A 23847-nucleotide genomic window follows, 5' to 3' on the forward strand; every position below is an offset into this window, starting at 1 on the left:
CCCATTATTTCCAAATTAACCTACGTTGAAGCAAACTGGATGTCGGTTTCGTTCATTATAACTATTTTGGGCTATTCCCCCCTTTTCCATGTTTCGCGGACTCACGATCCCTTATTTGCTTATCCAGCCCCCCGAATTGGCTGAAATCCGCTTCTTAACGGATTCTCAGTCCGCTCAAACGCAAAAGCAGCGCTTTTTCGTGAAATAACGGAATCTGTGTCCGGCTGGCGGCTGCCGTGACGAATAGTCTGATGGGCCGCTCCCATTGACGGTCTGCCCCCTTCGACGAACTCTCCCTACAGCCCGCTTGCCCCGGGGCGGCAAGCTTGCGCCCCTCTTCCGCCTCGCCTTCCGCGCAACGTACAAAAACCCCTGCGGATCATTCCCGCAGAGGCTCTTCGCATCCGTCGCGCAGCATCTATTGCTTGCGCTGTTGCGATTCCTTATAGCTTTCGTTCAGCTCCCGGATCACCTGGGTTCCTCCGGCTGCCTCCCAGCGCTTGCGCTCCTGTGCAAAGCCCGCATCATCCAGCTGGCCCAGAATATACAGGTAGGTGGCATTGGTGATGATTTCGCCCAGCTCATTGCCCCGTTCCGCCTGCACCGGAGAAACCAGAGCCGTCGTAGGGTCGGCCACAGCGATGGTTTTGTTGTCCGCCGTCATCTCATTGACCCGCTCCTGGGATGCGCTTAGCTTGTCCTGGCTGAGGTAGGGGATTTGCACCAGCCGCAGGGCGGTGGTATAGGGCTCCACCTCCCGCTCCCGCAGGGCCTTGGTATCCGGCCAGATTTTCACATTCCCGTTCTCCAGGAGCGTATAATGCTTGTTCTCGATGCCGAAGGACAGCAGGTTGTGCACATCGGCGGACAGGGTTTGCTCAAAAAAATCAAGAATGCCCAGCAGCTCCTGCTCCGTCTTGACGCTGCTCTTCGGGAACAGGAACAAGCCGCCGAAGCCCGGCCCGCCCCATACCCGGTCGCCTTGGGGACCGGACAGACGGTTTTGGATGCCGATGACGGCTTTGGGATTCAGCTTGGACATCTTGTCCTGGTTCCCGGACGCCACGATGTTGGTGATCATCATTCCCGCTTCCCCGCGGACGAAGCGCTCCTCCTGCTGCGACTTGCTGGTTACGGTAAAATCTGCGTTCATGACACCCTCGTTATACAGCCGCCTCATGAATTTCATGGCGTCCATATACGCCTCCGAGTAAAAATCCGGAACCAGCCCCTCCTCCTGCAGCGCCCAGCCGTTAGGCGCCCCCAGATAGACGGCCAGATTGCGGAAAGCGCCGTAGACCAGATCGTTGCGGTCCACCAGTCCGTAGGTATCCTGCTTGCCGTTGCCGTCGGGATCATCGAAGGTAAACGCGCGGAGCACCCGGTATAGTTCCTCCACCGTCCGCGGCTCGGCAAGTCCAAGGCGCTCCAGCCAGTCCTTGCGGTACTGGATGCCCTGCCGGGACACCGGCCGCTCCCAATACAAGCCGTAAATCCTCCCGAAATACGAGCCGTTGTGGAGAATATCCGGGTCCAGATAGCGGGTGAGCAGCGGAAACCGGGAGAGATACGGCCCAATCTCCCAAAAACCGCCGGAGCGGACCGCATTGACAACCGATGGATGCTTCAGGTCCACAGCCTTGACGGACAGCACCTCCGGCAAAATTCCGTTGGCCAGAGCCGACACCATCTGGTCGGAGTACAGATTCTCCGGCACCCAGGTGATGCCCAGCCGCTTGCCGGTTTTTTTCTCCAGCTCCGGCACAATGCCGGGAAGCGGCGGATCGCCGGTATTCTGCACCAGCATCATCCGGATGACCGCTTCCTCCGGCGGCTTATCTGCTGCAACCGGCCCCCCGCCGCCCTGACAGGACGACAGCACCCATACGGCTGGCAGCAAAACCAGAAGCAGCGCCGGACGACCTCTCTTTGACGCGGCCCGTCTGCGCATATGTCTCATCTACGCTTCCTCCTCCTCGTCCGCCTGCATATCCCGGTACTTCCCCGGACTCACACCCTCCAGCTTGCGGAAGGAGCGGATAAAATTCTGCGGATTGTTGTACTGCAGCTTGGCGGCAATATCCTTGACGGGCATATCCGTTTCCTTCAGCCACTGGAGGGCAACCTGATGGCGGTGGCGGGCCAGATAGGCCGCGAAGGTCATCCCCATGCAATTGCGGAAAATCGTTCCGGCATAGCCGCTTTGGTAATGAAGCCGGTCGGCGCAGGTATCCAGAGTCAAGTCCGTATCGTACTCCTCATGGACCATCCGCACCATCTCCTTGGCAATGGCCATATGCCGGACCTCGGATTGCTCCTCCATGCTGTCCAGCAGGGGGCCGATGGCCTTTTCCATAAACCAGTCTGCCGCCGCATCCTCCTTGTCCAGGGCAAACAGCTGGTCGATGAGCAGCTGCTGCTGCTCCGGAGGCACCGCCTGGCGGGCAATGCTGTTGGCAAGGGCCAGCAGATTCACCAACAGACGGACATACTGGAACTGCCGGTCATACAAAACGGGATACGCCTCCCGGATTTGCTCCAGGAGCGTAAGCGCCAGCGCCTCCGACTGCTCCCGCTCCAGAAGCTTGATGGAGTGGAACAGCTCCTCCTGCAGCTTCCGGGGATAACGGTCATGCAGGGCATGGGATTCGCCCAAATCGGCAAACCGGATAATCGGCTGATTCCCGAAGGCGGCCCGCCGCTGGAGAGCCTCCACCGCTTCATCATGGGCCCGGGGGATACAGGAGGCGCCGGAGTGAGCCAGACTGATGCCCACCGCCACGGGAAGCTCAAGCAGCTCCGCATGGGTTTTTACGATCTGCTTGGCAATCCGGTACATCTCCTCCTCCGGATGGTCCGCATCAGGGGCGGTGATGACCGTAAGCTGGGTTTTGCCCAGCACCGTAGGCTCCAGGCGGCGGTCAGCGGGAACCAGCTCCCCGATAATGTTGTTCACCGCAAACAGCAGCAGGTCCCGGTCCTCCTCCTTAAACCGGGTTTCCTCCAGATTGCCCGTCTGCACTGCCACCACGCAGAAGGAGCGAAGATCCGCGTTCAGGCCGTATTCCAGAAGACGCCCGGTCACCTCTTCCTCCTTCAGACCGCCAAGGAACAGCCGGATCATGAAGAAGCTGCGCAACAGCTCCCCCTGCCCGGAAAGGCGCTCCTCCAGACTTTTTTTTGCGTCGAACAAAAAATGCACCTGCCGGCCGATGAAATCCAGCTCGTCCTTCGACTCTCCGCTTCCCGGCGGAGCCTGTCCGGCCATTACCTGCTTGACGATATTGCCGATGGGCCGGTACAGCTTCCTGGAGCCCAAATACGCCAGCAGGATGAACAAAAGCAGCAGCCCCAAGCAGATATAAAAGGTAAACCAGCCGATTTCCCGGGAGTTGCGGTTCAGCTCATTGAGGGAGACGGCCGAGACATACGTCCAGCCGTTATATTCCGAAACCAGATAATTCACGGCGAATTCTTCCCTGCCCGCCTTCAGGACAAAGGGCTTTCCGTCCGCCCCGGCCAGGGCGGCCGCCGTTTTGCCCACGGCATCATCCAGCTGCGGATTGGTGTTTCCGCTCTGCAGAATCAGTTCCCCTTGATCGTCAAACAGATACAGGGGCTCCTTCTGCTCCTCCGCCGTAAATACCTCATTCAGCCGGCAGGCGGGAATTTTCACCGTGGCCATGCCGATGCTGGAATAGGCCGTCAGTGGGAGGCCCTTCTGGAGAAGGAGGTAGCTGCCGCAGCCGGACTCTCCGGCTCCCGAGGCGTCCCCGGCGGGGCGGTGCACCGTCACCTCCGCCAGCTCCGGGATGCGCGCCTCCGGATGGCTCTGGGTCCAGGCATCCAGCCGGGACAAGCCTTCATTGGTAATCATCCAGTTGCCCGCCACGCTCCACACCCGTACCTCCTCAATCCCCGTATCCAGCCGCTGCAGATTGGTCAGCTCCGTGCGGACCTGATTGTACAGCTGGAACTGGTCGGGACGGAGGGGCTCCGTCAGCACGGAAATCATCAGCCTGGAGCTGAAAAAATGGCTCATGGCCTGGTCGGCCACCTTCAGCGTCTCCTCCACCCCCAATTGGGTCTGGCGGAGGCTTAACGCCTTCTGCTCGCTTACCTTCATCCGCACCACCTGGGCGGACTTGCCATAGGAAATGATGCCCAGGAGCAGAACGGGAAGCGAGGCGAGAATAAAGCAGAACAGCAGCAATTTCAAATAATAACGGCCTCTTTGTTTCCTGCGCAAAACCGGTTCACCCTTTTTGATCAGTCTGTGAGGTCAAGCCGCCATACGGCCTGACATGTTTTTTTCCTGCACCCGTCCGGGACCAGGAAGGCTTTTACTTGGCGGGCGGACTATGCTACATTATAAATAGAGGTGAGGAACATGAACAATCCGCTTTCAGGCAATATTGCCAAGTATATGATTTCCGGAGATTCCATCTCCAAGGGTGTAGTGCTTGACGAAGTACGCAACAAATATGTGGTGCTGGAAGAGAACTATGTGGCCCTGCTGCAGGATAAGCTGAAGGGGGTCATTCACAATACGGCGCGGTTCGGCAATACCCTGCTGAAGGGAATCGGCCATCTGAAGCGGGATGTGGTGAACGAAAAGCCGGATGTGGTGCTGATCGAATACGGCGGGAATGACTGTGATTTCAACTGGAACGAAATCGCCGAGAATCCCGAGGGGGATCACACGCCCAAAACGGATTTCAACGTATTTGAACGGATGCTGAAGGAAACCATCGAGTTTCTGCGCAGCAAGGACGTTGTTCCCGTGCTGATGAATCTGCCTCCTCTGAATGCGGACCAATATTTCAAGTGGGTAAGCCGCAGCAATCCGGAGGCCGAACGGAATATTCTCCGGTGGCTGGGCAGCGTCACCAAAATCTACTGGTGGCAGGAACGCTATAATTCTACCATTGTGAAGGTGGCGGAGGCTACCAAAACCAAATATATTGATATCCGCGGCGCCTTTTTGGAGCATCCGGATTTCACCCGCTTCATCTGCATGGACGGAATTCACCCCAACAAGGACGGCCACCGCATCATCTCCGAGCGGGTGCTGGCTTTTGTCCGGGAGCATTACGGCTATCTTCTCCAGGACAACAGCGAACCGTCTCCGGGCTGAGGCGAAACGCCTGATGACGCCTTTGCGGCGACAACCGAAGCGCGCAATAATACACCCCCTCCCCTTCACCGGCAAGCCGGCGGAAGTGCGGAGGGGGTGTTTTCCTCTGCTCTTTAGTCCATACGCCGCACCAGCTCCCGCAGATAGCTGCGCAGCGCCGGGGCAAGCTCCTCCCGTTTGAGGGCAAATTCAATGGTCGCCTGGATATAGCCCAGCTTGTCGCCGGTATCATAGCGGTCTCCCGTTTGCCGGAAAACGGCCATGGGCTTGTCCCCATTCAGCACCCGCAGAGCGTCAGTCAGCTGGATTTCCCCGCCTCTGCCTGGCTCCTGGTGCTCCAGAATGGCGAACACCTCCGGCTCAATGACATACCGGCCGATCACGGCCAGATTGGACGGCGCCTGCTCCCGCTCCGGCTTTTCCACCAGATCGCGGATATATTCCACACCGTCTTTGGGGTCAGCCGGGGAAATAATGCCGTACTTGTCCACCTCGCTCCAGGGCACCTCCTGCACCGCAATGACGGAGGTGTTCACCTGCTCGTACAAATCCAGCATCCCCTTCAGGCAAGGGGGCTCCGAAGCGATAATATCGTCCCCCAGCAGCAGCGCAAACGGCTCATTGCCGATGAATTTGCGGGCGCAAAGGACAGCATGGCCAAGACCCAGCGGCTCCTTCTGGCGGATATAATGGACATCGGCCAGGTTGGAAACGGTTTGCACCATATGGAGAAGATCGTCCTTGCCGGTTTTGGAGAGCATCATCTCCAGCTCTACCGATTTGTCGAAGTGGTCCTCGATGGCCCGCTTGTTGCGGCCTGTGACAATGATAATATCCTCAATGCCCGAAGCGATAGCCTCTTCCACGATATATTGGATGGAGGGTTTGTCCACAATGGGCAGCATCTCCTTGGGCTGGGCCTTGGTGGCCGGCAGGAATCGGGTCCCCAACCCTGCAGCCGGAATAATCGCCTTCTTGATACGCATGTGTCAGCCTCCTTCAATACTGGTGACGGTGACGGGCGCGGCTTTCCGCCCTCTGACGCAATAGCGGCAGAACGGCTGCTTCCACCCGCCTGCCCCCCAACGGCCCGTGAAACACCTGGCCGCCTCTTTCTCCATGATAATCCGATCCGGCCGTGGCCACCAGACCATGGCGCCGGGCAAGCTCCCGGTACTTCGCCGCCTCTTCCGGGGAATGGTCGGAATGGTCGGCCTCTATGCCGTCCAATCGGCCGCCGGCCAGCCGCTCCACCAGGGCATCGTTGCCGTACAGCCCGGGATGGGCCAGCACGGCAGCTCCCCCGGCCTCGTGAATCCAGGCAATGGCCGTCTCCGGCGAGATGCGCTTGGGGCTGATGTAGGCGGCTCCGTTTTCTCCAATGAGACGGTTGAAGGCATCCTGCTGGGACTCTGCATACCCTTTGTCCACCAGCACCTGGGCAATGTGCGGACGGCCGACGGTGGAATCCTTTTGCTCCACGGGCCCCCGCCGCTCCAGCACCTCCTCCAGTGTAATGGCATAACCCAGCTCACGGAGACGCTCCAGCATCCGCTCATTGCGCCCCTCCCGGACATTGCGCAATTCCTCCAGCCGGGATAAAAACAACGGATCGGCAATGTCCATATAATAGCCCAGCACGTGAATGTCCTTGCCGTCCTCCGAGGAGCTGATCTCCACCCCCGGGACCACGGTGATCCCCGCAGCCCGACCGGCCTCGAAGGCTTCCTCCAGCCCGGCGACCGTGTCATGATCCGTTATGGCAACGGCGCTTAAGCCCGCTGCCGCCGCCTGGCGGACATTGTCCGAGGGGGTTCCCGTTCCGTCGGAGGCACGGGTATGGGTATGTAAATCAGCGTACCCTTCCATGATTTCAGCCATACCTGCCGCATCCTTTCCGCGAAAGCGCATCATTTTATTCCCAAGCTATAGCCACTGCTTCAAATCCCGCTCCTTCATAAAGGTCAGGAAGGTCACTGCCGAGATGGGCAATAACGCAGATTTCAGATGAATGGAATAGAAACTCCGCACAAAACGGATGCCTTCTATGCTTCTCGCCGCAAGCACCCCAAGGGCCAGCTCATGCTTGATGGAGGATTGGGACAGGATGGACAGGCCCAGATTGGCCTCCACCGCCGATTTGACGGCACCGGTGCTGCCCAGCTCCATGAGGATTTTCATATCCGACAGATCACGCCCCCGCCGGAGCAGCTCCTCCTCCATCACCCTGCGGGTGCCGGAGCCCTTCTCCCGGAGCACAAAGGGATAACGCAGCGCATCCTCCAGCGTAATCCGCTCTTGTTGGGCCAGCTCGTGTTGGGCCGGCAGCACCAGCAGAAGCTCGTCGCTCAATACCGGGTCCAGCAGCACATCCGGATGCTCAATCGGCGCCTCCACCAGCCCGAAGGTCAGCTGATGCTGCATAATTTCATCCAGAATCTGAGTGGTGTTCATCACCTTCAGACTCACAGAGATATGGGGAAACTCCCGCCCGAAGGGACCCAGCAGCCGGGGCAGGATATATTCGCCGATGGTCAGGCTCGCCCCCAGCTGAAGCCGGCCCTCCAGCATATGGGTAAACCGGGACATGGCGGTTTCCGTCTCCCGCATCAGTTCAATGCTCCGTTTGGCGAAGGGCAGGAGCGCCCGCCCCGCTTCCGTAAGCTCGATTTTTTTGGTGGTGCGCAAAAACAGCTTGGTCCCGAAATAATCCTCCAGCGACTGAATCTGCATGGTCACCGCCGGTTGGGTCATATGCAATGCCTGGGCGGCCCCGGAAAAGCTGCCCTTTTCGGACACCGTATAGAAAATATGCAGCTGATGGAAATTTAACGCCATACGCGTGCACCATCCCTTCCTTCCCATTCTATAACAAAGTTGCGCAAAAAGCTTCTGCGCCGCCGATTTCCACATATAAATGAAAAGCATCCCCGCAAAAAGAGTCTCCAATGAGTTCTTTTGGGGAATGCTGTGAATGGCTTCTGTCTTCCCGGTGCAGCGCCTGCTCCGGGTTGCATTATTTGCGCTTGCGGCTGTTCTTCACCAGGGTCATCCGCCGGGAATGGCGCAGCCAGGAGTAATAGGTTTTCAGATCGCGCAGCTCCATGGTTTCCGACATCCGGCCGAGAAAGGTCACCACAATCATCTTATAGACCGGTCCTCCGGTCAGATCCGTTTCATTCTCCAAGGGAACAAATTCCGCCACCATAACCAAATCTTCGTCAATCAGGTATACATCCTGCTCATGACGGTAATAGTTGCGGATTTGACCGTTCTTTAACCTATCCCATAAAAACGAAGAGATATCCTCGTAACCTGCCTTCTGGCTCTCCACCCGGTCCAGCCAACGGGAGCGGGCATGATGAGTGATGACAATATCGGCAATTTTTTTCTCTCCCAGGATAACAAAAAAGGGCTCGTATGTGCTCCATCTGTCCATCTGCTTATCTCTCATATGTTTCACTCCTCTACAACCCTGGAAGGACTTTAGACCCGGATGATCGTGGATATACCAATAGGATACCTGATTGCAATTGGATTTCCAACTAAATAATCTCCCGCATTTCCTAAAATCCTATTCAATTTTATTAAAAACCACCTTAAATCTGGTAAAAGGGCACGTTCGGATTATCCTTCTTTTCCTATATTTATCACATTACTGCACAGGAACGCAATGATTATTTTCGCTATGTTGCAAGACTCATATAGTCTTCAAGTCGGATATGCGGCGGGAATTACTTTTGGCTCCGTCTGTTATCGGTGAAAATATTGAAGGTTTTGTGAACAGCGTTATACTCTGCCATTTTAAAGTGTCTGAATAACAAAACCACATAAGGAGGATTTTCAGCATGACAATAAGCGGATATTTGCAAAAGGATGCGGAGTTTGATTATGTGATCGTCAACAAATGCAGCGTGGCGGTTTTGGTGGAGGGAGAGCAGGATTATGTGGGGCCGCTGAAGGGGTATTCCCGGGATTTGATTCAGGTGCCCGGAGGCGACCAATACCTGCGCAGCCTGGTGCAGGTTGCGCTCTGCTGACGTTCTTCCTCATGGAACAGGATAAACCCCCGCATTGTTGATGCTCAACGCGGGGGTTTTGTTTGTGTTATTTGGCTTGATTGTACCGCTCCAGCGCCGTTTGATAAATGCCCACATAGTCTTTCAGGCCCATATCATTGAGCTTTTTGAGATAGCTGTCCCACTCGTTTTCAATTCCGCCGCTCATGATCCATTTGGCGTACATGCTGTTGATGTACGTATTGAGATCATTGCCGATAGTGGCAAGCTTCTGCGATTCTTCCTTGCTGAAGAATACGTTGGGGAATCTGGGCTCCAGGTATTGGGTGTACACCTTATCGAAGCCTTGCTTCTCGATCATATGGGCAGGAACATCCAGCAGCCGCTTGGAATTGCTCTTGGTCATAAAATTCATTTTGGAGGAAGTGGTGGGCGAATTCAGGCTTTCATCGGGATTATTCCAATCCAGCGCCCGCAAAATCTTGATTTTGTTGTCGGCGGTTTTCTCGATGGTATCCCCCATCCGATAGGAAAAGGTCAGCATCAATCCGTTGTCGTCCGCCAACAGGTTGTCGGCCCATCTCATCAGCAGCTCCGGATTTTTTGCGTTTTTGGTGATGGAAAAAGATCCTCTTGCCGTTAAGCCTGTGGTATTTCTTGGCCATGCCTGATCGCCCTTCGGTCCTTTGAGGGGAGGGACAACCACATAATCATTGGTTTCCTCCGGATTATTGGCCCATGCCGAGCTGCGCCAGCCTTGGAAAGCACCGGCAATCCGCGGCACCGTTTTTTGCTTGGAGGTCAGCACCTTGCTGTCCTGGGTGAAGGCCTCATTATCAATCAGCCCTTGGGATTGAAGCTTGCGGAAATACTGAATGGCCTCCTTGAACTGGGGCTGGGACGCCGTGTGGACGGCCTTGCCATTCGCCAGAGCGATGTGGGTATTATAATCGTCGACCAGTCCGAAGGAGCCGAACATCTGCGAGAAATATCCCCAAGTCGACCCGGTGGTCAGCGGAATCTCATCGGCCTTGCCGTTGCCGTTGGGGTCCTTTTGCTTGAAGGCCAGCAGCACTTGTTCAAACTCATCCGTGGTTGTCGGCACTTTCAGTCCCAGCTGATCCAGCCATTTTTTGTTGATAAAAAGCGGAAAGGCGGCTTCCGGCACAAGACCGTCGTCAAAGGACGGGATGGCGTAGATATGCCCGTCGGGAGCAGTCAATTCTTTCTTCAGCTCCGGATATTCCTTGAAGGCCTTGTTCAAATTCGGCGCATACTTCTCGATCAGCCCTTCCAGAGGAATCAATTGCCCCTGGGAACCATAGTTCAGCAGTTCGATATCGGTAAGGCTGGCATGGCCGAGAATGGCGGTGGGAAGATCGTTGCTGGCAAACATCAGGCTCTTTTTTTCTTTCCATTGGCTGACATTGATATCCTGGAATTCCACATGCACATTGGTTTCCTTTTCGAGATTTTGCCAGAAGCGGATATCCTTGTTGGGCGGTTTGCCGTCGTCAATAACCGTGACCAATTTGATGGTTTGCAGTTCCTTGGACAGCGGCAGCCCCGTTTCAGGTACGGCGCTGTCGGCGCTTGCGGATGCAGCCGGGCTTTTTCCCGCCGCATCACCGCTGTTGTTGCCGCCGTTGCCGCTGCAAGCGCTTAAGACCAAAGCGGAAGCAAACGTCGCCAGGCCGGCGCGCACTAAGATGGTTGTTTTCATTGATGACCCTCCTTAAAATGTCTGAAATGATATATGCTCAAGGATACTATCCCTGCAGCCAAAAAGTAATCCTAACCGAAGCTGCTCACGCCTTGACCGAGCCGATCATGACCCCTTTGACAAAATACTTCTGCAAGAAGGGATAGACGGCCAGAATCGGTAGACTGGTGACGATAATAAGCGCATACTGAATTTGCTCCACCATCATTTGCTTGCGGGCTGCATCCTCGGCGTCCAGCAGGTCAGTCTGAATCGTGCTCTGGATCAAAATCCCCCGCAGCACCAGTTGAAGCGAAAATAAATTTTTATCATTCAAATAAATCAGCGGTGTAAAAAAATCATTCCAGTGGCCCACTCCGTAATACAGGAGCAGCACGGCAATAATGGAGCTGGACAACGGCAGGATAATCTTAAAAAAGTAGGTAAAATGATTGCATCCGTCCATTTGCGCCGCCTCGTACAGCTCCTCCGGAATGGAGGACTGAATGAATGTCCTGGCAATAATCACATTGAAAACATTGACTGTCCCCAGGATGATCATGGCCAACCAGGTATTGTAAAGACCGAGACCCTTGACCACCAGAAAGGTGGGAATCAGGCCGCCGCCAAAAAACATGGGGATCAGGACAAAGATCATCAGCGCCTTCTTCCCCAGGAAGGACCTGCGTGACATCGTGTAGGCAATGCCCATGGTCACCGCCACATTCAGCACGGTTCCAAATACGGTGTAAAAGATGGTATTGCGGAAGCCGATCCACACATCGGCATACTGGAACACCTTCTCATATCCCAGGGTCATCCAGCCCTTTGGCCAAAAGACCATCGAACCGTTGTTGACATAGGTGGGATTGGAAAAGGAAGCAATAACGACAAAATAAAGCGGATACAATACCGCCAGCAGAACAGCGGTAAGGATGGTGTAATTGATCCATTCAAAGATGCGGTCGCTTCTTGAGAGCTTGATTCCGTTCATAGCAGGTTCCTCCCTTATCCCTCTCTACCAAAGACTTGTGTCCGAAGCCCGCCGGGCCACCTGATTGACCGCAATCAGCAGCACCAGATTGATAACGGTATTGAACAAATTAATGGCTGCGGAATAACTGTAATCTGTGTTGATCAGGCCCATCTTATAAACATAGGTGCTGATGATTTCCTGGGACGCGGCAGTAAGCGGCGTCTGCATCAGAAAGACCTTCTGAAAGCCCACATCCATAATATGGCCAACATTCAGAATCAGCAGAATCACGGCGGTGGGCATGATGCTCGGAATGTCAATCTTCAGAATTTGCTGCCACTTGCTGGCCCCGTCCACCTTTGCCGCTTCATACAGCTCCGGATTGATGGAAGCCAGTGCGGCAAGGTAAATAATGCTGCCCCAGCCCGTATTTTGCCAGACGCCCGAAAGGACGTAGATGGTTTTGAAATAAGCGGGATCTCCCATAAACAGGACAGGTTCATGCCCAAAGAAGGTCAGCAGATGGTTGACAAAACCGGTCCGGGGAGACAGAAAAATAAAAATCATGCTGATCATCACGACAATGGAGATAAAATGGGGCGCATACGTAACCGTTTGCACCAATGACTTGAATCGTTTGTTCCGGGTCTGATTGAGCAAAAGCGCCAGCATAATGGGAATGGGGAAACCTACCACCAGCTGATACAAGCTTAAGCCGATTGTGTTGCGGAGAATCGGCCCGAACTGATACGAGTGGAAGAATCGCCGGAAATGCTCGAAGCCCGCCCAATCACTTCCCCAAATCCCCTGAACGGCATTGAAATTCTTGAAGGCAATCAGAACGCCGTAGATCGGAACATAATTAAAAATAAATAAGTAAGCGATTGCCGGAAGGGCCAGCAGGTATAATTGGTAATCCCGGATAAGCCGGATGGCGAGCCCTTTCTTTATTGCCGGAATACTCGAAGGGGCCTTGTCCCCGGGCACATATCCGGTATCCGCCAGTTGCTTCATGTCCTCACTCCCTCGCAAGTTGTGTGTACAATCCGACAATACAAAAAGGGAAGGGCATTTGTATATTCACACTTTATTTACCGCTTGCAGCCTATCAGGATTTCGCCGCGGCGCCGCGCCCGGAGGGCTTCCGCACGCCGCAGGCGATCAACTGCAAACGGGAGATCAATTGCATATTGCATTATTCGGGCAAAGCATTCATCAGTCTCAGCAGCACGGTCATGGCTTCCGCCCGGGTGGTGTTGTTCTTCGGGGCAAACAAATCCTGCTCCTGTCCCTCGATTAGCCCCAACGACTGCGCCTGCCGCACCGCGCCGGCAGCCCACGGCGAAACCTCGGCGCCGTCGCGGAACTGTCCGCGGCCGCCGCTGCTTGCTTCGCCGCCTGCCGCGTCATAGGCTCTCATGATCATAACCGCCCATTCCTCCCGGGTGACGGCATCCTCCGGGCGGAAGCGGCCGCCGGCTCCCTGGATCAGGCCGGCTTGGGCGGCGGCTCCGATCTCCTTGGCGTACCACTTGCCGGCGGGCACATCGGCAAATTCGGCGCCGCCGTTCTCCAGCTTTAGAAGACGGGCGAGCAGCGCCGCCGCCTCGGCCCGGGTTAATGCATTGTCCGGCGCGAACCGGCCGTCCTCCATGCCTTGGGCCAGCTGCCGGGCAGCCATAATTTCAATAGTGCGCTTGGCCCAATGGCCGGTGACATCGGCGTAGGCAGCCGTCGATTCCGCCACCAGAAAAGCGCTGTAACCAGAAGAGCTCCATTGCAGCCGCTCCCCTTCCATTCGGCCCCCCACATAGCTCCAGCCCCCGCCTGCCGTTTGTCCGTAGACCACAAGCAGCTCCTTGTCCAGCGGAGCGCTTATTGCCGCGCCGATGCGCAGCGTTGCCGCCGTCTGCAAGGGGTTGCCCGCGCCATCCTGCAGCTGCAGGCTGTACAGCCGGTAGCCCCGCGTATGGGCAGGCAGGCCAACCGCAGGAGCCGGGGCAGCAAGAACCGCCGCTTCCACCCCTTGGCTTGCTTCCACCCCATCCAACGGAATGGTCCATTCTGCGGCTGCCGTCCGGAGAACAAGCGGTTTCCCGCTTGCTTGAAGGAGCGCAGCCGCCTCTTTCGTCAGGGCGACGCCGGTCAAGGGCTTGCCGCCCTGGCCGCCGCCATCCAGATCGACGATCATTCCACCGTCAGCCTGCAATGCTTTCTCGGCCCATGCCAGATCCAGCTTCAGCGTAGCCTGCTGCTGCCCGGATTCCGATGCGGAGTCCGGTGTGGGGTCCGCCGTCGGCGTATCCGGCGTATCCGGCGTATCCGGTGTATCCGGTGTATCCGGTGTATCCGGTGTATCCGGCGTGTCTGGTGTATCCGGCGTGTCCGGGCCCGGCGGCAGGATATCGGAGCCAAAAAGCTTAACCTCCGTTATGCTCGTATACTGGCTAATAGTATTGCCGTAGCCGAAAATACGGACGTATCTGGCCAAGGCGCCTCCCAGCTCCGTATATTCATAATCCAGCGTTTCGCCTGTGCTTGCTGTCCTGACCAGCGTCTGCCAATTCTCGCCGTCTTCGGACACCTCCACATCATAGATGGTCTTGCGGGCGTTGCCGCTTAAGAAAGCAACGGCAATGCCGTCAACCCGCTTTAACCCGCCCAGATCAAACCTGATCCAGTCGCCGGCGATACCCGTCCAGCGGGACTCCCCGGCCAGATTGCCGTCAAGGGTATTTTCCGGCACATAGTTCTGATCGTGGTTATTGGCCGTCACTTCCACCACCGGCAGCTCGGTCTTGTCTAGCGGCAGACCGATGGCCTGTGAAATGGTGAAATTCACGCGGTATTCATTCGCCAGCTTGCCGGGAGTCTCCACGCGAATAACCGCTGCGCCGGGAAGAGAGACAGGCGGCGTCACCTGCACCACGGCTTCGGCATCCTCTCCCGCTGCCGTTATCCCGGGTATGGACGCTCCCTGGGGCAGGCTGATTTCGTATAAGCGTTTGCTGCTTTGGAAGCCGCCCAGCAGCTCGCCATCGACCCATATGCCTGCCAGTGCAGACATGGGCTGCGTAGGGATGGTCCATTGCGCTATCGGCGCCACCGGCAGCAGCTCCGCCGCCGGCTCCTGTCCCGGCATGAGCGGAATCATCCGCACGGCGATGGTCTCCTCAAGAGCTGCCGGCAAATGAATGCCGATCACGGAATAGGCGTTGTTGGACGCTTGTCCCGGCGGGTTCGGCGAGGACGGCAGCGGCTCCGAGGGTGCGGTATAGAATACCGCCGCCGAAGGCGATTGCAGCTTCAGCTGCAAGCTGCGGTCAATCATGCGCAGGGTTGCCGTTTTGCCGTCCGGCGACAGCTCCACCCGCGCCTGCGTATGAATCTGCCAACGCACCTCCGAGCGGGTTTTGTTCTTGATCTCGTCTTGAACCAGCAGCTCGCGGCGGCCGTTGTCCAGCCGAAAGCCCCTTCTGACCGACACCGCATCCTTCTTGTAAGCGGGGGTCATGTCCATAACGGCCCAAGCCTCGGCCTCGCCGGAATAGACGCTTTGCACCGCCGCCTTGGCCAGCGGGTCCTGGTCCGGTCCCCTGTCCGGGTTGATCAGCAGCGTGTTATGCCCCTCCGCCCGCTTGCGGTATAATGCCCAGCGGCCTCCGTCGCTGCCATTGTCCCAATAACCGGGCAGATTGTAGTTGTCCATCCCAAGATCGGAAATCCAGCGGTAGCCAAGGGCGTCGAATACAAACGAACCGATGTCCAGATCACCATGCGTCGCCTGATTGTCCCCTGCTTTAAAGGCGACAAAAGCGGCGTTGCTGTCATTCCATGAGCTTCGGAAAGCGGCGGTCTCCACCTGGCCGTAATAGGCGTCCAGCTGCTGCGAAGGCTGCGCCGAGCTGTAAAGCTCGGGCCGGTACCAAATCATATCCAGCACTCCGTTGGTAGCCCGGTCCGCCATTGACTTGTGATACCAGGCATACACCGGATCATTGTATTTGGCGGCAAACCAGAGCAGCGCCGGCGATTGAATATAGGCCGGATATGCATCGGCAAAGTTGAAGGAAGCGTTGGGCCCTGTCATATGCATGGGGAAGCCCGCCGTCTCCCTCATGCCGGGCATGCCCGTAAAGCCCAGATCGCTGCCAAGCACGTTCTCAAGAGAGCTGAGGAAATAAACAAGGTACGAGGTGCCGTAATCCCAGTAGGTCGGCCCTTCATTCCATGCGCCGTCCGGACCGTATTCCTCCACCATCAAGGGCAGCAAACGAACGCCGTGGGCAAGAATTTCGGAAACCAGGCCGGATAACGCCGGATCATCCCCGGCAATCGCCAGCGCCCCCATGCCCAGACCGCCGTTCATCACGGAATTGGCGTTTGTCGTACTTTGCGCCCATTCCAGATTATTGCGGTAATAGGGCAGCGCGGGCTGAAGCCCCTTCTCCACAATGGTCTGACGCAGGGCGGTCCGCCGCTCAGGCGTCCAATAGTCGTACAGCCAGTCGTACCCGATGGCTGCTGCCGCCGTCATTTCCGCCGTATCAAAGAAGTGCGCCGGATTCCAGTCCGGAAAGGCCGACACGGCTGCCAGCTCTGTCCAAGCCCTTTCGGCATAACGTGCGTCTCCGGTCAAACGATAGGTCATGGCAAGAACCTCCACACGGTCCAGCACCCGGCGGCTTACCTCCAGCAGCCGCATGCCGTCCGGCTTTTCATAGATGGAGGGAGGCAGCTCCAGGGTTTGGTCCGCTTTGGCCTTTGCCTTGGCAAACCAAGCCGTTATATACGGGTCTGACGCTGTCAGCAGGGAGCTGATCCGCTCAAAGCCTCCTGCGCCCGCCATGATTCGCGGCTGCCGCGTTCCCTGGAGGTTGGCAAGCTGGGCTGCAATGCTGTCGCGGCTCATCACCACCATCAGATTCTGCTCCGACTCGGCCACAGCGCCATGAGCGTCGGTCAGGCGAACCGTAAAGCGGTCATACCCGATGTAGCCGGCAGCGGGCGTATAGCTCCACTCCGCTCCATTCAACTGCAGGCTTCCGTGGTCGGGCGGCGTCGCAATGCTGTACGCAACAGTGTCGCCGTCGGGGTCGCTTCCCTGGAAGCTGCCTGTGTGCGTGGTGTTGTCCGGCACGGAAATAACCTGCGTCTCTATAACCGGAGGATGGTTCGCCCGCCCGATATTGACGGTTGCCGCCGACACGCCGAGCCCCCCGTCCGCACTGGCCGCCACCACCGTGAAGCGGTCTGTTCCGCTGAAACCGGCATCGGGATAATAGATCCATGCGCCGGTTGCTTCGAGATGGAGCACCCCATTCGCCGGGGCGTCCAGGATATAATAGACAAGCGGCACACCCTGGCCGTCAGTGGCGGGCAATGTCCCCATTGCCGCCTGTTCTTCCATGGCGGCTGCCGTGAAGTCGCCGATGTCCAACATTTTCGGCTGCGGGCCAACGGCCACAATCGCCCGGGTGGTCAAACGTCCGTCCGCAGTCCGCGCTTCAATAGCGGCGGAACCGGCCGATACGCCTGTCACAACTCCATCCGCTACCGCGGCAACCGTGTCATCGGAGCTGCTCCAAACCAGGCCCCGCTCCGTGGCGTAAGCCGGTACGAATACCGGATTCAACCCCAGCGTCCCGCCGATGCCGACAAACCCCAATCTTGGCTCAAGGCTGATGCTGGCGGGGGGAATGATTTTGTGCATAGTGACATCGTCAAACCACGCCGTCCCCGTACCCAGGCTGAAATACGCGGCGACTCCGGCCTTGGCGGCCTCCGGCGGAGCTTGTACGATTCCCTGGACATAAGTCCAATCCCGTGTGCCGCCAATAGCCGATGTGTCCACAAAGTTAATGGCCGTACCATCCGCTTTGTCAAAATAGATGCGCAGAAACGCGCTGGGCTGCATATTGGCTGTTTTGATCCAGGCGCCGACCCGATAGTACGCTTCGCTCTCAACGGGAACCGACTGCGTGGTGGTGGCCCGGGAGGCTGCCTGCGCCGAGATTTTAAGAGATTGGCTGCCCGAATGGGCCGTTTGAGCGTCCACCGTCACCACCGGCGTTCCGTTGGGAAGCCAGGGATTGCTCCAGTTTAATGCCCGCTTCTGCGACCAGTTGCTGCCGGGAGGCGGGGTATCCGTCACCTCAAATCCGCCATTCTGCAATAAATCGGGATATCCGCTTGCAACATAAACGGTAAACTCCGCCTCATACTGGCGCAGCAGCTCACTGTCCCACAGCACAGCCGAGATAACCGTCTCTCCCACAGACAACGCGGTAACCCGGCCCTCTTGGTTTACCGATGCAACCTGGGGGTTGGAGCTGGCCCACTGGGCCTCGGACAGGGAAGCGCCTTCATAACTGGCGCTCAGTTCAAGCGCTGCGGCTTCACCCACAACCAGATGGCTGCTGCCGGACACGGCAATCCTTCGCTCCGGAATATACCGCTTTAAGCTCAGCTCATCGAACCACGCGGTTCCCATACCCGTATCGAAATAGGCGTTTATATTGGCCTTCACAGCCTCTGCCGGAGCCTGAACCGTAAGCGCCGCCAGCAGCCAATCGCCGCTTCCGTTCAGCACGGCCGAATCCGCATACGAAAGCTGCTTTCCCGACTCATCATGGAAATAAATCCGCAAAAATATTTTGTTGGAGATGTTCTCGCGCTTGACCCAACCCGACAGGCGGTAATGCTCTCCCGGAACAACCGCCACCGCCTGGGCGTTGCTGACCGTCGTCTTCGCGGTCTGCTCCGCATGGATGCGCAAGCTGCGGCTTCCCTCGTGGCTTGCCCCATAGACGGCCGTCACCACGGAGCTGCCGGAGGCCTTCCAGATGTTCCAGCCCGTTGCCTTGAAGTCGGTCCAGCCGCCGCTCAGATCGCCTGCCAGCGTCTCGAAGCCGCCGTTAACCAGCAGATTCGGCCCTTCCGCCTGAACCTCCAAAACCATCTCCGCACGCAGCTCCCGCTCCGTCTCCTGGTCCCATAAGACGGCGCTGATGACCGTTTCCCCGGCGTTAACTCCAATAACATGTCCCTGCCCGGTGACGGCGGCTACTTGAGGGTTGGAGCTGCTCCACTGGGCCTGAGACAATAAAGCGGTTTCAAAATTGGCAGTCAGCAGCAGATCCGTCCCTTCGCCAACCAGCAGCGTATTGCTGACCGCCGACAAGTGAAGCGCCCGGTCAGGCACGTAAGGGGTCAAAGCCAGTTCATCGAACCATGCGGTTCCCGTACCCGTATCAAAATAGACGGTTACATTGGCTGCAGCCGCATTCGCCGGAGCCTGAACCACTTGCTCCAGCAGCTGCCAATCGCCGCTTCCGTTCAGCGTAAGCGAATCCTTTTGCGCAAGAACCTGTCCCGACTGGTCGCGGAAAAAAACCTGCAAAAACACTTTGTTGGATATGTTCTCGCGCTTGACCCAGCCCGACAGGCGGTAATATCCGCCCGGCGTAACCTGCGCGTATGGAGCGATACTGCTGACTGTCGCCTTCGCTGAAGTCTGCGCGGATATGCGCAGGCTTCGGCCTCCGGCGTAGCTTTCTCCGTAGGTGGCGGTTACAACAGAGCTTCCCGATGCCTTCCAGATGCTCCAGCCCGCCGCTTTGAAGTCGGTCCAGCCGCCGCTCAGATCACCTGCCAGCGTCTCGAAGCCGCCATTAACCAGCAGATTGGCTCCGGCCGCCTGGACCTTGCCCCCTCCACCGCCCGGAAAAGGCGGCAAAGCGGAGGCCAGCAGCATCAATACGCACATACTCGCCATAACTTGCTTCATCCATGTTCCCCAAATCTTTTTCATGGCAATTCTCCTATCTTATTTGATTTATTACACCGGGCCTTGGTAGGCCCGGGCCAACACCGATCACCAATCACCAGTAAGATTTCCAATCCCGGAGAATGCGCACCAGAGCCTCGGCATAGAAATAATCGCCCCAAATGCAGCTTTCATCCACACCCATCCCGTAGAAATACGAATATACCGCATGTGCCAGTATACCGTTGGACTGAGGCGCTCCGGCAGTGGTGTAGTTTTCCGACAGCGAGCGTACGATCCCGTAAGCCGCCTTACGGTACAGCTCCTGGAGGGCCGGCTCCTCCTTGAGATGCCCGGCCAGCTCCAGCAAGCCGCAGGAGGCGATGGCCGCAGCCGAGCTGTCCCGCAATTCACTGCCGTCCGTAAAGCACAGATCCCAGCAGCAAACATCGTCCTCAGGCAGCCGGTTCAGAAAATAATGGCTTACTTTGCGGGCCGTATCGATAAAGCTGTCATCCCCCGTATACCGGTAGGCCAGGGGAAAGCCGTACATCAGCCAGCTTTGCCCCCGGGACCAGCATCCGTCTATCGACCAGCCTTGGCCTGCTTCCACTTTTCGCAGCAACCCCCTGTCATCCAGCTTGCACAGATGATAAGCCGCGGCCGATTCCCTTACGCTGTGCTTCATCACTTGCTTCATATGGGTATACCCGGCATGATAGCAGCGCTGATTGGGCGCGATCTGGTTGGCCCAGAACAGAAGGGGGACATTCATGCTGCAATCGACAATAAAATTGCCTCTAAGCTCGGGATCATCGAGACTGCCATGGGTTTGAATCACCCCCGCCTTTTCCAGGAACCGGTCGGCCAACAACTCCGCCGCCTGCAAGGACAACTGCTTGGCAGCCTCATTTCCCGTCAATTTGTAAGCAGCCGTACAGGACAGCGTATACACGAACCCGATATCGTGATTGTCCGTTTCAATCCTGTGCTTCATCCGGCGGTCATAATACGCTTCAATCTGTTTCTCCGCGAAGCTTCTGTACTTGTCATCTCCGGTCATTTCGTAGCAAAGCCAGACAAGCCCCGTCCAGAAGCTGTTGGTCCAGCTGTAGTATTCCGTTCCTTCATAGCGTCCGTTCACACTGTTGGGACCCGGATAGATGAATGGGCTGGCGAAGTCCTTCATCCCTTCATCCACTTTGCGGAGCACATGGCCAAACGCTGTTTCATAAACGGATTTATCGCCCAGATCAATAGACTGAAACCGTTCAGGCCTCAGGATGGCTTCTTCATGAATCTTCTTGCCGTTCATTCCTTATTTCACTCCCCCGTTAAGTTATGTGCGCAGATTGACCATACATAAAGAGGGGGACGCTTGTATATTCACACTTTATATAGCGCTTACATTTCATTTGATTTTTCGGTACAATACCGGTAAAAGTATAAAGCCGCGGGCCGCCCCGCGATCAATTGCAAAGGGGAAATGAAATGGATATTGCCTTGCCCCGCCCGTTTTCTCTATAATAAGCGGGTTAGGATACATCAGGTTCATACTTCGTAAGGCGGGGTGAAAACAGATGAGACTCCTTCCGAGCTCGCACAAATTTTTTTACAAACATCTGGCTTCCTACATGATCCTTCTGCTGCTCCCGCTGTTGGTATTGGGCGGATTGATTTATTTGCATTTCATACGCAGCTTCCAAGATGAGATTCTTGCAGCCAACCTGAACAAGCTGGACCGGGCGAGAAGCATCGTTGACGCTCAATTGCAGCAATTGCAAAACATTGGCTCCCAAATTACCCTCCGCCAGATCGACAACCACTACCGCTTTTTGGACCGGCCGCTGGACGCCCTTGATATCATCAAAGATCTGAACAACTATGCGGTAACCAACAGCTTCTTCTCCGAAATCTTCCTGTACTACCGCGGCGATCAGTATTTGTATTCCTCCACCAGCTCCATCTCGCTTGAAATGATGAACCAAAGCATATTTAAATACCCGTCATGGAGTCATAAGGATTTTGTGGATGCGCTGAATTCGCTGCAGGTCCCGCAGGTTCGCCCTGCCGAATGGGTGGTTTCCGGATCTTCAAGAGCTGAAAAGACACGGGTAGTCACATTTATGTATCCGCTTACGAACTTTGGAGTAAACCCCAACCGGACCCTGCTTCTGCAGGTTCCCGAACAATCCATTACAGAGCTGCTCTTGGATGTTCATGATCAATATACGGGCAATTCTTACGTTCTGGACGAGCATAACCAAATCGTGGCCTCCCTTGTTGCCGATGAAAATCTGAATCCCGAAGAGTGGCTTCCGCTTATACAGGACAGCCGTTTTTTTACCAACTCCATCAATCTAAACCGCCAACCCTATCTGCTTTCCTGCGTAAAATCGGATCAGACCAACTGGAAATATGTCACCCTGATTCCGCAGGCTCAGGTGCTGCAAAAAGTGGCGACGGTCAAACTGGTTCTCTTATTTGCCGTCAGCCTGATTTTTTTGCTGGGGGCGGTTGTGATTGGCATCTCCCTTAACATCAATTACAGGCCGATCCATGAGTTGAAAAAATTCACCGACAGCCTGTGGAACGGAAAGGGCGACCATGCCAATGAGCTGGAGGCGGTGCGGGGAACCCTCCATTATTTCAGCCACCAGAATCGAGAGCTGAACGAAAGGCTGATGGACCATTCCGCCATGGCGCAGGAATACTTTCTGTACAAGCTGTTCAAGGGGGCGTTCCGTTCCTCCGAGCAGATCCGTGAGCAAGGGGAGCTTGCCGGGGTTTGCCTGGACCAGCCGGCTTTTTTGGTGGCGGGTTATTATTTTCACAGCAAGGAGTCGGCGGTGTTTGAGGAGGCTGATTGGCAGACGGCTTTGGAGCAGGACTTGCCGGAGGGCATTCAGCTTCATGCGAGGAATGAGCTGGAGCAGAAGAAATTGCTGCTGCTTGCCTCTTTCGAGCCGCAACAAAGCGCCCGGCTTTATGAAATGCTGGAGCATGTCAAGGCAAGGCTGGGCTCATGGAGCCATGGACTTGTTACCATGGGGGTAAGCCGAAGCAGCGGGTCTGCCGCGGATATTCCCCAATGTTATTTGGAGGTTTTGACGGCCATTGATTACCGCTTGATTACCGGCATCGGGCAGTCCATCTATTTTAGCGACATCAACATGGATCTTCCCGTGGACCTGATCTCCAGCCAGCAGAAGGAGAAGCTCAGTCTGTCCATCCGCCAAGGCCATTGGGATCAAGTCGACCACCTGCTCGATGAAATCGTGGGCAATCTGAAGACCGGCAAGGCGTCGCTGTTTGCAGCGCGTTTGATCTGTTTGGACATTATCCGCACGGTAGACCAAGCCTTGGAGGAAGTGAAGCGAACCGGCGGAGACTTCAAGGCCGCCCTTCCCGATGTGTTCAGCCTGAAGGAGTTTGAGACCATCGACGAGATGGCGGAAACGATAAAAGCCGTCAGCCATGAAATCAGCGCATTGCTGGACAAGCAAAAGCAAATGAAGAAGCAAACGCTGGTGGACCAGATGAATGCCTATATCCGGGAGCACTTTACGCATCCGAATTTCAGTGTCAGCATGATGGCCGAGCATTTTGAGATGTCGCAGGCTTATTTGAGCCAATATTACAAGGATCAGACCGGGCTGACGATTTCGGACTACGACACCTCTCTGAAGATTGAACGGGCCAAGCGGCTTCTTGCCAGTACGCGGCTGCCGTTAAGGGATATTGCCCTGGAGGTCGGCTATTACAACGTGACCAGCTTCATCAGGCGCTTCAAGCAAGTGGTGGGGATTACCCCCGGGGAATACCGCAAAGAGGCAACGGATGAATAGGCGGAACTCTCTGTGCCGGAAAATGGCCTGCGCTCACATCTACTCTTTGTGCCAGGAAATCGCGCTCACACCCACTCTCTGCGTCCGGAAGAGCGTAGCGGAACTCAGCGACTCTTAAAGCGGCTTTTGCCGCTTATTTCCGCCTGAACGGAACTAGGAAGCCCTTATTTCCCGCCGCAGCCCGATTTCCTCCCTATTTTCGCCGCATCGGGGATTTAACGGTTTCTCAGTTCCGCTAATCCTCCAAACTCCCGCTTTCAGCGCCATAAGGGTCGCTGAGTTCCGCAACAACAAGGGCTCAGGCTTGCGCGCTTGCAAAGCAGGGCTTGCAAAGCATGCTGAAAAAAACCAGAAGCGAAGCGGGAACAAGCCGCTTGGCTCCTGGTTTTTTTGGTTG

The 23847-nt window shown here is 56.3% G+C and carries 14 protein-coding genes; 3 read left to right on the forward strand and 11 right to left on the reverse strand.

Annotated features, from left to right (window positions below; translation table 11 throughout):
- Positions 1–418 precede the first annotated feature (418 nt).
- A complete protein-coding gene (locus DQG13_RS04675; RefSeq protein ID WP_113018590.1) occupies positions 419–1960 on the reverse strand; it encodes an extracellular solute-binding protein in 1542 nt (513 codons plus the stop codon).
- Positions 1961–4219, reverse strand: coding sequence for a helix-turn-helix domain-containing protein (locus tag DQG13_RS04680; protein ID WP_113018591.1), 2259 nt, complete (start codon positions 4217–4219; stop codon positions 1961–1963).
- A gap of 171 nt (positions 4220–4390) precedes the next feature.
- Between DQG13_RS04680 and DQG13_RS04685 the strand changes: the two genes are divergently transcribed.
- Entirely contained in the window at positions 4391–5137 is a 747-nt protein-coding gene (locus DQG13_RS04685) for an SGNH/GDSL hydrolase family protein (RefSeq protein ID WP_113018592.1), read from the forward strand.
- A gap of 113 nt (positions 5138–5250) precedes the next feature.
- Here DQG13_RS04685 and galU read toward each other — a convergent pair whose 3' ends face one another.
- From galU to DQG13_RS04705, 4 genes are all read right to left on the reverse strand, one after another.
- Complete coding sequence (gene galU / locus DQG13_RS04690; protein WP_113018593.1) at positions 5251–6123, reverse strand: UTP--glucose-1-phosphate uridylyltransferase GalU; 873 nt, start codon at positions 6121–6123, stop codon at positions 5251–5253.
- A gap of 13 nt (positions 6124–6136) precedes the next feature.
- Positions 6137–7018, reverse strand: a complete 882-nt coding sequence (locus DQG13_RS04695) for a PHP domain-containing protein (protein ID WP_258525464.1) — start codon at positions 7016–7018, stop codon at positions 6137–6139.
- 45 nt (positions 7019–7063) lie between these two features.
- Positions 7064–7975, reverse strand: coding sequence for a selenium metabolism-associated LysR family transcriptional regulator (locus tag DQG13_RS04700; protein WP_113018594.1), 912 nt, complete (start codon positions 7973–7975; stop codon positions 7064–7066).
- 178 nt (positions 7976–8153) lie between these two features.
- Positions 8154–8591, reverse strand: a complete 438-nt coding sequence (locus DQG13_RS04705; protein WP_113018595.1) for a hypothetical protein — start codon at positions 8589–8591, stop codon at positions 8154–8156.
- Between the two features lie 394 nt (positions 8592–8985).
- Here DQG13_RS04705 and DQG13_RS04710 point away from each other — a divergent pair, with 394 nt between their 5' ends.
- The gene (locus DQG13_RS04710; RefSeq protein ID WP_113018596.1) at positions 8986–9177 is read left to right on the forward strand and encodes a hypothetical protein; all 192 of its coding nucleotides are present in this window, start codon (positions 8986–8988) and stop codon (positions 9175–9177) included.
- Between the two features lie 67 nt (positions 9178–9244).
- On the opposite strand, the gene DQG13_RS04715 is transcribed toward DQG13_RS04710, so the two are convergent.
- The 5 genes from DQG13_RS04715 to DQG13_RS04735 all read right to left on the reverse strand — a co-directional run bounded on the left by DQG13_RS04715 (position 9245) and on the right by DQG13_RS04735 (position 20917).
- Positions 9245–10879, reverse strand: a complete 1635-nt coding sequence (locus DQG13_RS04715) for an extracellular solute-binding protein (protein ID WP_113018597.1) — start codon at positions 10877–10879, stop codon at positions 9245–9247.
- Positions 10880–10964: 85 nt separating this feature from the next.
- Positions 10965–11852: a carbohydrate ABC transporter permease gene (locus DQG13_RS04720; protein WP_113018598.1), complete on the reverse strand. Its 888-nt coding sequence runs from the start codon at positions 11850–11852 to the stop codon at positions 10965–10967.
- A 24-nt stretch (positions 11853–11876) separates the two neighbouring features.
- Complete coding sequence (locus DQG13_RS04725; RefSeq protein WP_113018599.1) at positions 11877–12848, reverse strand: ABC transporter permease; 972 nt, start codon at positions 12846–12848, stop codon at positions 11877–11879.
- Between the two features lie 181 nt (positions 12849–13029).
- Positions 13030–19647 (reverse strand): S-layer homology domain-containing protein, encoded by a 6618-nt coding sequence (locus tag DQG13_RS04730; RefSeq protein ID WP_113018600.1) that lies wholly within the window; start codon positions 19645–19647, stop codon positions 13030–13032.
- A gap of 70 nt (positions 19648–19717) precedes the next feature.
- Positions 19718–20917 (reverse strand): glycoside hydrolase family 88 protein, encoded by a 1200-nt coding sequence (locus DQG13_RS04735; RefSeq protein ID WP_113018601.1) that lies wholly within the window; start codon positions 20915–20917, stop codon positions 19718–19720.
- 265 nt (positions 20918–21182) lie between these two features.
- On the opposite strand from DQG13_RS04735, the gene DQG13_RS04740 reads away from it, so the two are divergent.
- A complete protein-coding gene (locus DQG13_RS04740; protein ID WP_113018602.1) occupies positions 21183–23450 on the forward strand; it encodes a helix-turn-helix domain-containing protein in 2268 nt (755 codons plus the stop codon).
- Positions 23451–23847 lie beyond the last annotated feature (397 nt).

The sequence above is a fragment of the Paenibacillus sp. YN15 genome (assembly GCF_003285005.1).
GTDB lineage: Bacteria > Bacillota > Bacilli > Paenibacillales > NBRC-103111 > Paenibacillus_AR.

Excerpts from the sequence above, each read along its gene's own strand:
- DQG13_RS04710 (WP_113018596.1), top strand. The coding sequence starts at position 8,986 with ATGACAATAAGCGGATATTTGCAAAAGGATGCGGAGTTTGATTATGTG.
- galU (WP_113018593.1), bottom strand. The coding sequence starts at position 6,123 with ATGCGTATCAAGAAGGCGATTATTCCGGCTGCAGGGTTGGGGACCCGA.
- DQG13_RS04730 (WP_113018600.1), bottom strand. The coding sequence starts at position 19,647 with ATGAAAAAGATTTGGGGAACATGGATGAAGCAAGTTATGGCGAGTATG.
- DQG13_RS04735 (WP_113018601.1), bottom strand. The coding sequence starts at position 20,917 with ATGAACGGCAAGAAGATTCATGAAGAAGCCATCCTGAGGCCTGAACGG.
- DQG13_RS04700 (WP_113018594.1), bottom strand. The coding sequence starts at position 7,975 with ATGGCGTTAAATTTCCATCAGCTGCATATTTTCTATACGGTGTCCGAA.
- DQG13_RS04685 (WP_113018592.1), top strand. The coding sequence starts at position 4,391 with ATGAACAATCCGCTTTCAGGCAATATTGCCAAGTATATGATTTCCGGA.
- DQG13_RS04725 (WP_113018599.1), bottom strand. The coding sequence starts at position 12,848 with ATGAAGCAACTGGCGGATACCGGATATGTGCCCGGGGACAAGGCCCCT.
- DQG13_RS04675 (WP_113018590.1), bottom strand. The coding sequence starts at position 1,960 with ATGAGACATATGCGCAGACGGGCCGCGTCAAAGAGAGGTCGTCCGGCG.
- DQG13_RS04715 (WP_113018597.1), bottom strand. The coding sequence starts at position 10,879 with ATGAAAACAACCATCTTAGTGCGCGCCGGCCTGGCGACGTTTGCTTCC.
- DQG13_RS04740 (WP_113018602.1), top strand. The coding sequence starts at position 21,183 with ATGAGACTCCTTCCGAGCTCGCACAAATTTTTTTACAAACATCTGGCT.
- DQG13_RS04705 (WP_113018595.1), bottom strand. The coding sequence starts at position 8,591 with ATGAGAGATAAGCAGATGGACAGATGGAGCACATACGAGCCCTTTTTT.
- DQG13_RS04695 (WP_258525464.1), bottom strand. The coding sequence starts at position 7,018 with ATGGCTGAAATCATGGAAGGGTACGCTGATTTACATACCCATACCCGT.
- DQG13_RS04720 (WP_113018598.1), bottom strand. The coding sequence starts at position 11,852 with ATGAACGGAATCAAGCTCTCAAGAAGCGACCGCATCTTTGAATGGATC.